The organism is Sphingomonas panacis, from assembly GCF_001717955.1.
Taxonomy (GTDB): Bacteria; Pseudomonadota; Alphaproteobacteria; order Sphingomonadales; family Sphingomonadaceae; genus Sphingomonas; species Sphingomonas panacis.
The window spans coordinates 356222-368179 of the sequence record NZ_CP014168.1; the positions used below are offsets into that span (position 1 = coordinate 356222).

General features: G+C 64.0%; 10 protein-coding genes. 3 read left to right on the plus strand and 7 right to left on the minus strand.

The features are described from left to right. Positions 1-57 precede the first annotated feature (57 nt). Positions 58-2385, plus strand: a complete 2328-nt coding sequence (locus J0A91_RS01590) for a TonB-dependent receptor (protein WP_083224435.1) — start codon at positions 58-60, stop codon at positions 2383-2385. 56 nt (positions 2386-2441) lie between these two features. Then, positions 2442-2654 (plus strand): hypothetical protein, encoded by a 213-nt coding sequence (locus J0A91_RS01595; protein ID WP_150126795.1) that lies wholly within the window; start codon positions 2442-2444, stop codon positions 2652-2654. A gap of 3 nt (positions 2655-2657) precedes the next feature. Here the strand turns inward: J0A91_RS01595 and J0A91_RS01600 are convergent, their stop codons facing one another. Further along, positions 2658-3857 carry a cobalamin-independent methionine synthase II family protein gene (locus tag J0A91_RS01600; protein WP_069203447.1) on the minus strand — a complete coding sequence of 400 codons (1200 nt, stop codon included), beginning with the start codon at positions 3855-3857 and terminating at the stop codon, positions 2658-2660. A 13-nt stretch (positions 3858-3870) separates the two neighbouring features. After that, the gene (locus J0A91_RS01605; protein WP_069203448.1) at positions 3871-4890 is read right to left on the minus strand and encodes a peptidyl-alpha-hydroxyglycine alpha-amidating lyase family protein; all 1020 of its coding nucleotides are present in this window, start codon (positions 4888-4890) and stop codon (positions 3871-3873) included. A 406-nt stretch (positions 4891-5296) separates the two neighbouring features. Between J0A91_RS01605 and J0A91_RS01610 the strand changes: the two genes are divergently transcribed. Continuing rightward, a complete protein-coding gene (locus J0A91_RS01610; RefSeq protein ID WP_240502166.1) occupies positions 5297-6886 on the plus strand; it encodes a spinster family MFS transporter in 1590 nt (529 codons plus the stop codon). A gap of 7 nt (positions 6887-6893) precedes the next feature. Here J0A91_RS01610 and J0A91_RS01615 read toward each other — a convergent pair whose 3' ends face one another. From J0A91_RS01615 to J0A91_RS01635, 5 genes are read right to left on the minus strand one after another with little or no spacing between them, the layout of a single operon-like run. Then, positions 6894-7832, minus strand: coding sequence for an alpha/beta hydrolase (locus J0A91_RS01615; protein ID WP_069203449.1), 939 nt, complete (start codon positions 7830-7832; stop codon positions 6894-6896). Then, positions 7829-8488 carry a polysaccharide deacetylase family protein gene (locus J0A91_RS01620; RefSeq protein WP_069203450.1) on the minus strand — a complete coding sequence of 220 codons (660 nt, stop codon included), beginning with the start codon at positions 8486-8488 and terminating at the stop codon, positions 7829-7831. Before J0A91_RS01620 ends, J0A91_RS01615 begins: the two co-directional genes overlap by 4 nt. A gap of 4 nt (positions 8489-8492) precedes the next feature. After that, positions 8493-9917: a CoA transferase gene (locus tag J0A91_RS01625; RefSeq protein WP_069206931.1), complete on the minus strand. Its 1425-nt coding sequence runs from the start codon at positions 9915-9917 to the stop codon at positions 8493-8495. A 2-nt stretch (positions 9918-9919) separates the two neighbouring features. Next, positions 9920-11536 (minus strand): AMP-binding protein, encoded by a 1617-nt coding sequence (locus J0A91_RS01630; protein WP_069203451.1) that lies wholly within the window; start codon positions 11534-11536, stop codon positions 9920-9922. A 2-nt stretch (positions 11537-11538) separates the two neighbouring features. Further along, positions 11539-11949 carry a Zn-ribbon domain-containing OB-fold protein gene (locus J0A91_RS01635; RefSeq protein WP_069203452.1) on the minus strand — a complete coding sequence of 137 codons (411 nt, stop codon included), beginning with the start codon at positions 11947-11949 and terminating at the stop codon, positions 11539-11541. Positions 11950-11958 lie beyond the last annotated feature (9 nt).

Genomic DNA, 11958 nt, shown 5'->3' on the forward strand with positions numbered 1-11958 from the left:
CCAAGACGACACCCGTAAGCATTACACAAAACAAAATACATATATTGGGAGAGTGCCATGAAAGCGATTCTTTCGTTGGGCAGCGGCGTAGCTCTGTCCGTATTTATTGCTACTCCCGGCTATGCCGAGCAGATCGCCGTTCCGTCGCCAAGTGTCGTGCAGGAGCGGGTTCGGGATGATACCATCAAAGACATCATCGTTACCGCGAACAAGCGCGAGCAGCGTTTGCAGGAAACTCCGGTCGCCGTCACCGCAGTGTCGCAAGAGCGGCTGAAGGCGCTCAACATCGTCTCAATCGCCGAGTTGATGAGCGTGGCGCCAAGCCTAAACTTCCTCCAACCCCCTTCGCCGCAAGCAACTCAATTCGTCATCCGCGGCGTCGGCACGTTCGCGTTCAACGACAGCCTCGAACAATCGGTCGGCGTGCAGGTCGATGGCATTCCACTGGCGCGTCTCGTCGGATCCCTGACCGACACGGTCGATGTTTCGCAAGTCCAGGTGTTGCGTGGACCACAGGGCACGATCTTCGGCAAGAACGCTACGGCTGGCGTCATCGACGTCGCCTTCAACGATGCGAACTTCACGCAGAGCGTTTCGGGCCGGGCGTTTTTCGGCTCCTATGACGAGCGGCGTTTTCAGGGCACGGTCAACATCCCGCTGGTCGATCAGCGCCTGGCAGTTCGGCTTTCGGCGTGGGATTTTTCTCGCGATGGCTATCTCCAGGCGCCGCTCCAACCCGATGGCGCGCTCGGCGGGTTTCACAATCAGGGCGTTCGCGCGAAGGTCGCCATCCTGTTCACCCCGAATTGGCGGATCGACCTGACCGGCGAATATGACAACAATCACAACAACGGCGCCGTCGTAACCACCCGCGCCTATCTGCCGACCGACACGATCCAGCCCTTCGACATCGCACAAGGCGTCATCGCCGGGCCGAAAAACATCACCAGCGCCAAGGAGCAGCCCGAACCAGGGCTGATTCACCAGGCGCGCGCAGTCGCGAAATCAGTGCTCGATCTCGGTCCGGCAAGCCTAACAGGCATTTTCGGGTACGTGGATACGTTCCAGAACAATCTGTTCGATTTCGATTACACCGACAGTCGCAAGATCCCGCAGCCGAGCATCTCGCATTACTTCTCCTATTTGAGGCAAACCACCGGTGAGCTGCGTCTGGCGAGCACCGGGCAGCACCGGCTTCAATATACGCTGGGGCTGTTCTATTATGCGTTCAACATCAAATCGCATCAGAACGGGCAGAATTTGCGCTTCGTCGCTCCGTTCACGGCAGCCGACAATCTCTTCAACGTCCGCACCCGAACCTACGCCGCGTTCGGCGACGTGAGCTACGATGTCGGCCCGGTTCGCTTCATCGCCGGCGGCCGCTATTCGCACGAAGGGACGAGCGGCAGTTATGTCCGATCCAAGTCACTCGAATTTCCTAAACCGACGGCGATCCTCAACGGACCGCTCGATGTCACCAATCCAGAACGCATCTTTCAGGATTTCTCCTACCGCGTCGGTCTACAGGTCCGGCCCGCCAAGGACATCATGATCTACGGCACTGCCAGCCGCGCCTACAAGGGGCCCGGGTTCAACTACGTCTCGACACTCACGCCGGCGCAATTCGCGCTCAATCAGGGCATCGTCAAAGCGGAAATCGCGCATTCCTACGAGATTGGTGTGCGCTCGCAATTCTTCGATCGGCAGTTGACGCTGAACCTGACCGGCTTCTACGCGCCCTACACCAATTTCCAGGTGACGGCGTTGCTGCCGACCGTTCCCGCGACTTACACCACCGTCAACGCCAACAAGCTGACGGCGAAGGGGGTCGAGCTGGAATTCTCCTATGCGCCGGATGCAGTGCTTCGCGGCTTCCGGCTCGACGGCAGCGTTGTCTTCAACGCCACCAAATATACCGACTTCAAGAACGCGCCATGCTTCGTCGGGCAGGTCCAGTCGGTGACGCCGACCATGACGCCGGGCATCTGCTCGCCGATCGCGCTCGGCAGCACGGTGTCGCAACAGAATGTCTCCGGGCTGCAGGCGGTCGGCGCGCCGCCATGGCAGGCGAACGTCACCGCGCTTTACGACCATGCGGTCGGCGACAACTTCCGGGCATTTGGGCAGCTTCATTACGTCTTCAACGACGACACTCAGTTCGCGGTCGGCAACAACCCCGCGACCGTTCAGAAAGCCTATAGCCTGGTCGATCTGACCGCCGGTTTCGGCAAGGCCGATCGCAACTGGACGCTCTCGCTCTACGTCCGCAACCTGTTCAACCAATCCTATGTGGGACGCATCGCCATTGCCAACCCCGGCATCGGCCAGACCGTGCCGTATGAGGCGTTGCGGACGTTCGGCGCCGCACTCGATTTCAAGTTCTGACGCCAACGCGCGACGGGCCTTGCCGGCCCGTCGCGCTCAGATGAAAAGGGAGCGACATGCGCGAAGAAGGACCAGCTTGCCCATTCTGCCATGCACCGTGGAGTGAGGCGATGCTCGCGCGGCTCGACGCGGCGACTGGGCCAGCGGGCTGCGCCTGCTGCGTAAGCCGCGTCGAGGCGTCCGCCGAGCATCCCCGCCCACTTCCCGATGAGGATATCGCCTGCGAACATTGCGGACGGGTGCTGTTCACGGCACCCGCCCTGCGCTGAACGTTATTTCCCCTTTAGGCGCCGGGTGGCGAGCGCAGCGCCGTCGGACATCGCCTTGAGCTTCGCCCAGACGATCTCCTCATGGCCGACACGCGAGCCGATCCCGCAATCGGTGCCCGCTTGCACGTTCTCCATCCCGACCAAAGATGCGAAGTTGAGCAGCCGCTCGGCGACGAGTTCGGGATGCTCGACCAGATCGGTCGCATGCCCGACCACGCCGGGGACGAGGATCTTGCCATCGGGCAGCTTGAGATCTTCCCACACGCGCCATTCGTGACCGTGCCGGACGTTGCTCGCCTCGAACGAATAGGCCTGCGCGTTCACCTTGAGCAGCAGATCGGCGATATGGCGGAACTCGATGTCGTGAACGTGCGGACGGTGGCCACTGCCCCAGCACATGTGGAAACGGATCTGCTCCTGCGGCAGATCGCGCAGGCCATGGTTGATGACCTCGACGGCGAATTCGAGCCAGCGCCGATACTCGTCGACGCTCCAATCGGGATAGAACATCCAACTCGTCGCGAATTCGGGTTCGTCGATCTGTACGATCAGCCCGGCATCGGTAATCGCCTTGTATTCCTCGCGCATCGCGTCCGCGACGGCCATCATGTAATCGCGCTCGTCGGCATAATGCGCGTTGCGCGCGCCGGCTCCGGCGCTGAGCGGCCCGAGCGCGGCGATGAAGCCTTCAACGTCCGGCTTACCCGCAATGCCACGCTGCAACGCCTCGATATCCTGCGCGATCGCACGCTGGCCGATATAGGTGATGGGAGCGGTGCAGACGCGCTCCCGCGTCGGCACGGCCGGCGCGCCAGGTTTGAAGAAGCCGGGGCGCACCGGGCCGCCCGCGCCGGAGAGCCAAAGGCCGGATTCGTAGAAGCCTGGAAAGTCGCGGCGGTCGCGCTCACCAACGCCGGCGCGTTTGGGTGGGATATTGGCATCTATCGGCAGGTCTTCCCAGCCCGACACGCGCGAGCGGATATACCCCGCATAGGCCACCGCCGCCTTCACATATTCGCCATCGTTGAGGATATCGACACCGCATGCGATCTGCTTGTCGATTACATATTGGACCGCGTCGGGAAGCCCGCGCTCCAGCTCTTCCGCGTTACCGACCGGATCGGCGAGCAGCAGCTCGAAGGCAGCGGGGCGCGGCAGATTGCCGCCGTGCGTCGTCAGGATATGATCGGTCGAGCGTTTCATGTTCCGGCCTTTCTCAAGATGCATTGGAATCGGGACGACGGACGAACTTCTGCAGTTGATGTCCGGCATGCTCCGGCCCGACCCAGCCGGGCGTGATTGCGAAAGTGTAGGTTACTTCAGCGACGTAGACGTCACCGTGCGAATCGATCGCGATGGCGTGCGGCGCGATAAAATTGCCGGGCTGTTCGCGTCCTTCGGACACGCCGCCCCAGCGATCGACCAGTTCGCCGTCGAGCGTCAGGATCGTCACGCGCCCCGGCTGATCCTCGGCAGCGGTGCCATGAACGAACGATTTCTTGCCCTGTGGCCGCCACAACTCGGCGACATAGACGAGGCCATCCTTGCCGACCTTCAGATCGCACGGTCGATTGACGTTGTTCCATTCGGACAGATACGCGCCGGCGGGATCGAAAATCTGGATGCGATCATTCTCGCGGTCGGCGACCAGCACGCGGCCATCGGGTGCGACGGTTATGCCGTGCGGCAGGTAGAATTGTCCCGGCCCCGATCCCGGCTCGCCCCACGAGCGAATGAGTTCGCCATCGTGCGTGAAGTGATGGACCCGGCAATTGCCATATCCATCCGACACATAAAGATCGCCGTTCGGCGCAACCGCGAGGTTGGTGCAGCGGTTGAATGGCCCCGCGCCGTGCAGCACGCATTCGCAGGAATGGACGGCCCAGGCGGCCTTTGGATCGAAGCCGGTATCGGATGGCTGCCCCGGAATCCCGAGCGTCATCAGCAGCGTGCCGTCGGTATCGAAGGCGCGAACGGTGTGATCGCCCATATCGACGCAATAGACGCGGTCGTCCGGTCCGACCGTCAGCCCGTGCGCGGCGGTGAAGACATCCTGCCCCCACACCTTCACGAACGTGCCGTCGCGCTCGTAGACGAGCACCTGCTTGTCGTAGCGGGTGTAGAGATAGACGCGGTCTTGCGAATCCACCCCCACGCCCGCGACATCGCGGTGGTGAAGATGCGCGGGAAGGCGCTCCCAATCGGTGGCGACATCGAATTGCGGAGCGACGGTCATGCGCTGTTCCCCGCGCACGGGCGAACCCGTTCGATGCAATGTGGGATGCTCGCGTTCGATGCCATGCGCCTCTCCGGTTCTCGCGCCGGCTTCCCGGAAAGACACGTCCCGGCGCGCGGCTGCTCATTAACGGCGCGCGCCTATGCGCGAACCACAGGATTGTATTAGCGCATAGAGATACCGGTAACAACAAGAAAACATTGGATGGAGACGCGATAATGCAAGGTCTACCGAGACTATACCGGTGGGATTCTGCCCACAAAATGCGAGAACTCTGCCCCGAAAAGCGCAGCATGCTTCCAAAGTGCGATCGTCACCTTATAAAGTCTGTCTGGGATCGCTCCCAAGTAGAGGCGCGACCAAAATGAGCGTCGGCGGCGACGCTCACGATACGGGAGCGGATGACATGAACAATATGACGCCAGCGGCGACAGTCCCAGCGCCGGCCGGCGATTCGGCGACCGACCGCCCCGACAGCCCCTACGCGTGGTACGCTCTGGCCGTCCTGATCCTGGTCTACATGTTTAACGCGATGGATCGATCGATCCTGTCGATCCTCGCCGAAGACATCAAGCGCACGTTCCATATGCCCGACAGCCAGCTTGGCTTCCTGCACGGTACCGCGTTCGGTGTGTTCTATGCGTTGTTCGGTTATCCGATGGGCCGGCTGATCGATCGCTGGCGGCGCACCAAGCTGCTCGCGATTGGCTTGGCGCTGTGGTCGGTGATGACCGTGGTCTGCGGTCTCTCGAGTTCGGTCACCCAACTCGTCGTCTCGCGCATGGGTGTCGGCATCGGCGAAGCGACGGCGAGTCCAGCCGGTTTCTCGCTGACATCGGACTGGTTCACCAAGAAGCGGCGCGCGACCGCGCTCGGCCTGTTCATCGGCGGCCTTTATCTCGGCGCTGGCATCGCACTGGCGATTGGCGGCGCGATCGCGCTGCGATGGGAACTGGCGTTTCCGCAGCAGCGGCCATTTGGTCTGCTCGGCTGGCAGGCGGCGTTCCTCGCGGTGGGCCTGCCCGGGATACTGCTCGCCGTCTGGGTATGGACGCTGCGCGAGCCGCGCCGCGGGCTTTCCGACGATGTGGTGAGGCCCGGAGAAACGCGGATCTGGAGCAAATTCGCAAACGACGTCGCCAGCGTCATCCCGCCACTGACGCTGGTACAAGCCGCGCGGTGTGGCATGCGGGCGCTGGCGTACAACCTCGTGGCCGCGGCGACTGCCGGCGGCACCGCCTGGTTCTTGATCCAACTCACCGGTGACGTGATGCAATGGGCTGTCATCGGCTTCGGCTATTACGCGGCTTTCTCCTCCGCTCAGTCGATGTACCACCGTGATCGCCCGACGTTCGCATTGACTTGGGGCACGCCGACCTTTGTGCTGGCGATGGTTGGCTTCGGTGCGGTTTCGATGGTCAACATCGTCGTTTCCTTCTGGGTGGCGCCGCTCTCCTTGCGCAGCTTTGCGATCGACAAGGGCACCACCGGCCTGATCCTCGGCGCGACCACCGCGATCTGCGGCGTGGCCGGCGTCATCAGCGGCGGGCGCCTGTCCGACATGATGCTGCGCTTCAGTCAGGCAGGGCGGCTGTGGGTGGGGATCGGTTCGTCGTTGTTGCCCGCGCCGTTCATCATCGTGATGTGCAACACGCACGATCCCTGGGTCTTCTACGGCTGCAACATCCCAGTCGCCTTCCTCGGGAATTGTTGGCTCGCCGCGGGCGCTGCGACGATTCAGGAGCTGGTGCTCCCGCGCATGCGCGGCACGGCGACCACCACCTATTTCCTGGCGAGTACCATGATCGGTTCGGGACTGGGGCCATACCTCGTCGGCAAGATCTCGGCGATCCAGGGAAGTCTCGCGGTCGGTATCATGTCGGGCCTCGTCGCCGTACCGATCGCCGCGACGTGCCTGTTCCTGTGCGCACGCGGCGTCGAGCGTGCCGAAACGACCAAGTGGCAGCGCGCGAGCGCAGCCGGGGAGCCGGACTGAATCCCGACTACAGCAGCCGCTGGCGCAGTTCGTCCGCGACCTGCGCCAGCACCGCTGCCGCGTCGCGCACGGTTTTGCCCCACAACGCGAAACCGTGGAGCTGGCGCGGATACGGCAGATACCGCACCTGCACTCCTGCCGTGACCAGCCGGGCGGCATAGGCCGCGCCCTCGTCGCACAGTGGATCTAACCCGCTAGTCACGATCAACGCCGGGGCGACATCGTCGAGCCGTTCGGCGTGGAGGGGCGAGACCCGCCAGTCCAACGCATTGGCGTCGCCGAGATACTGGTCACGAAACCAGCGCATCGTCTCAGCCGTCAGCATGTAACCGCTTGCGTTGCGCTGGTATGAGTCGCTCGTCATCGTGAGGTCCGTGACGGGATAGAGCAGGATTTGCGCACACAGCGGCTCGCCCCGGTCACGCGCGCGCAGGGCGCAGACCGCTGCCAGATTGCCGCCCGCAGAATCCCCTGCGACCGCAACGCGAGCCGCGGAAATCCCGAGATCGCCGGCCTGCGCCGTCAGCCAGTCGAGCGCCGCGAAGCAATCTTCGAGCCCGGCGGGAAACGGGAATTCCGGCGCGAGCCGGTAGTCCACCGCCGCCACCGCGATCCCGACCGATTGCGCAAGCGTGGCGCACAACGCGTCACCCGTCTCGATATCGCCGAGCACCCAGCCGCCGCCGTGAAAATAGACGAGCAAGGGCAGCGGTCGCTCGACGGGCGCGTCGAGCGGACGGTAAAGCCGGATCGGGATCGCTCCGGCGGGTCCGGACGCAGCGACATCGCGGTTTCGCGTCGGCGGCGGGAGCGCGCCGAACAGCAGACGCGAGGCACGCATCCCGGCGCGCGCCGCTTCCAGCCCCGCCTCGGCAATCGGCGGCCGCCCCGATGCGATGATGAAGTCTAGGATCGCCTGCGAATCAGGATCGATGGTCCGCGTCATGGTGCAGCTTCGATCATCGCAACGTCGACGATATGTGCGCCGCAGGTGCCGCGGACCATCGGCGTGCAGCTCGGCGGAAAATCCTGCACAATCTCGAACCCGCGTGCGCGCGCCGTATCGATAAAGCGAGTGAGCGTATCGGCCATCGGACCCACCAAAAAATCGTGGATGACAAGCAACGACCAGGCTTGGTTTTCCATCGTCGCCAGCGCACGGTCCGGCCATGCATCGCGCGGTTCGATCCAGTCACCCGGCACATTGTTCCACGTCACGACCGTGTAGCCGCCCGCAGCCAGATAGGCGACCGCCGCCGCGCTAAGCAGGTGCTTGCCGAAATGGCCTTCGCCGTTGGGCCGGAAGAAGCGGTCTGGATGCGAGAGCGGGCCGAGCAGGTCTTGCGCCATACCGATCTCGCGCGCGACCCGCGCGGCATCCTCGTCTCGCCCCAGCGGCGCGCCGTGAGTCAGCGTGTGGTTGCACAGCCAATGGCCAGCCGCATGCACTCGCTCCAGCGTCTCGCGCGCGCCTGGCTTCGCCATTTCGTCGCCGACCACGAAGAAGCTCGCCAGCACATCGCGCGAAGCCAGCGCATCGAGCACCTTTTCTGTGTCACCAGGCGTCGGGCCGTTGTCGAAGCTGATCGTCAGGCGCCGCATCGGCTCATCCGCGCGCTTGCGGCAGCCAGCCGGGCAGTGACGCGCCGAACGGCTCGGGCGGGCGGTCGAAATAGCCCGGTGTCACCGAGTATCGCGTGATCGGCGCCGGGATCGTGACCGCGCCGAACGGACTTTGGATCGTCATCAGATCGCTGTCGCGCGCGAGCATCGGGATGTGGCGTTCGGGCCATTCCGCCTCGGGCAGCCGGCCAAGCTCCTGTATCCACATCGAGGTGCGGGTAAGCGACACTTTGACATGATAGCTGCCGCCTTCACGCGCGCGCCGCAGCAGCGCCGCCATCACCCCCGCCGAACCGAGATAGGCGGCGAGATAATCGTTGAGCGTGCCCGTGACGGCGAGCTTGGGCTTGTCGGCCGAACCCTCGTCGAGCACCAGCCCGCACGCCGCCTGCCCGACCGGCTCGTACCCCGCGCGCGTCGCCCACGGGCCGCCGGACCCGTAGGCGCTGACCGAAACGTAGATGATGCCGGGACGACGCTCGGCCAGGGCTTCGGCCGACAGCCCGTGCCTGTCGAGACTGCCCGGCCGCCAGGATTGCGTGAAGATATCGGCCTCGTCGGCGAGCCTGCGCAGCGTCGCGAGATCACCGGGATGGTCGATATCGAGATGCGTCGATCGTTTGCCCGCGCCGGTGTCGATCGCGAGCCGCATCGGGTCCATCTGATGCTGCGCCGAGACGTGAAGCGTATCCGCCCCCTGCTCCGCCAGCATTCGCGCCGTTACCGGCCCGGCTAGGATATGCGTGAAATCGAGCACGCGCACGCCGGCGAGCGGACGCGCGGCGGGCAACAGCGGCTCGGGTGCGCTATCCCCGATCTTCTCGATCTCGACCGGGGGCCGCGCCGCCAGCCACTGGCCTTGCGGATGCGCGAGCCATTCGTCGCGCGGGCGGGCGATTACGCCGATCAGCCGCCGCTCGGCCAGCGCTTCCTCAAGCTCGAGCGCATCCCATCTGGCGACCGCGCGCGCCATCGACTCGGCTTCGTAGGAACAGCCGAGCAGTTCGAGCGTGCCGATCAAATTTTCGACATAGAGGGTGGTGCGCAGCAAATAGATCTGCTTGCCATCCTTGGTACGAAAGAAGTCGGTGAACGACTTGGTCGAGCGCGGAAAGAGATCGTGCGCGTGGCCGTTCTGGCGCATGAAGTTGATCGTCTGCAACCCCGGCACCGCCGCACGGCGCGCCTCGACGCGAACGTCCTGCCCCTGCCCCGAACGCGCTTTCCAGATCGCGGCGACGCCCAACCCTTGCGCGGCCAGCGCAGCGGCGGCGGCGGCAGCAGGCCTGTGCCGGCTGTCGACGATCGGGTCGTCGCCGTCGATCGCGACCTGCCCGCCGCCGGCGTCAATCGGCAGACCGAGCTGCGCGAGCAGTCCGTCGAGAATATCCGTCGGCGAAGCGCGCACGGTCAAAGCGCCATCTCCGCCGCATACTCTTCGCGCAGCTTTGGCTTCATGATCTTCCCGCTGCCGGTCATCGGCCAGTCCGTGATGAAACGGACATGGCGCGGCACACGGAAATTGGCCATTCGGCTCGCGCAATAGGCGATCAAATCTTCTGCGGACAGGCTCTCGCCCTCGGCGAGTTCGACGATCGCCATCGGCACTTCGTCGAGCCGGGCGTCGGGCACGCCGATCACGGCGACTTGCTTGATGGCGGAATGGGTCAGCAAGAACCCCTCGACCTCTTCGGCCGACACATTCTCGCCGCCCACCTTGAGCATGTCCTTGTAGCGTCCGACGAAATGCAGGCATCCCTGCTTATCTACGAAACCACGGTCACCGGTGTGCGACCAGCCTTCGGCATCGAGTGCCTTGGCGGTTTGTTCGGGCTGCTTGAGATAGCCGTTCATCTGCCACCAGCCGCGCATCAGGATTTCGCCCTGCGTCTCGGGCGGCAGCGTTTCTCCGGTCTCGGGATCGATGATTTTGAGTTCGGTCCCGACGAGCGGACGCCCGGCGGAGGTCGAGCGTTGCTCCCAGCTATCGGTCGCGCGGCTTGCCGTGCCGCCGACTTCAGTCGAGCTGTAGGTCAGCATCAGCCCGGGTATGCCCATCGCCTCGCGCACCTTTTCGAGCATTTCCTGCGTGCCGCTGCACCAGCCCGATTGCACGCTGCTGAGATCATATGTGCCGAAGCTCGGATGCGCCATCTCCATGATGTACATCGCCGCGAAGCCGGTGCGCGCGATGCAGCGTTCGCGTTCGATCAATTGCATCACGCGTTCGGCGTCGTAAAATTCGGGGATCACCATGCGGCAACCGAGCGTCAGGGGCGTCGGCAGCGCGCCACACGACCCGCCGATATGGTAGAACGGCTGCGTGTTGAGCACCGGATCGCCCTCACCCACCCCCATGTTCGCGAACAGCTCGTTGCCGACGTTTAGGACGTAGCGATGGTTGAGCAGCGCGCCCTTCGGCGCGGCGGTCGTGCCCGAGGTATATTGGATCAGGATCGGTTCGTCGTGGCGCCGCCTTCGCGTGCGCTGTTCGAGCGCGTCGGCTGACACGGCAGCCTGCCCTGCGAGAAAATTTGCCCAGGCGGTGAGCCGCGGATCGGGATCGTCCGAGATGCTGACGATGGTACGCAACCGTGGGAACTGGCCGGCAGCAGGGTCGGCGGGGTTGGCGCCGATCTCATCGAGCAAGGCGACGTAATCGTGCTTGAGGAAGCGCTCGACCATGACGACGACGGTTGCCTCGCATTCGCGCAACATGTGCGCGACCTCGAAATCACGAAAGCGCGTGTTGATCGCTACGGCAATCGCGCCGATCTTCGCACAGGCGAACTGCACCTGTGCAAATTCGAGGCGATTGGGCATCCAGAGCGCGACGACGTCTCCTTCTTCCACGCCATCTGCGATCAGCGCCAATGCCGCCGCATCGGTGCCCGCACGCATTTCCGCGAACGAAACGGCGCGGTCCTCGAACACCCAGCCGATCGCATCGCCCCAGCGCTCGGCAGCGGCGTCGATCGCCTCGCCAAGACACTCCTCATGCAGGCGCACGGTTTCGATCTTCCGCATCGTTACGACTCCGCGTTCACGCGTTCGAACACCGGCAAGGTGACATCGTCGCTGACCTGCTGGAACACCACGCGCACCCGATCGCCGATCACGACATCCTCGGCTCCGTCGCCGATTACATTGCTCATCATCACCGGCCCCTCGTCGAGCTCGATCAGGGCGACCAGCAAGGGGCCGGGCGGTGCCGATGCCGCACTGACCGGATCGATCACGAGGCTGCGCGAATAGACCGTGCCGTCACCGCTCAAAGCGGTCCAGTGCAGGTCGGTGCTCGCGCAGTGCGGGCAGATGTACATCGGGAACCACACGAAGCGCGTGCAAGCGCCGCAACGCTGCATCTGGAAGACACGATCGTGACATGCGGCCCAGAACGGTGCCGAAATCTTGGTCGGGCGGGGAAAGGTCCGGGACATAGGATATCC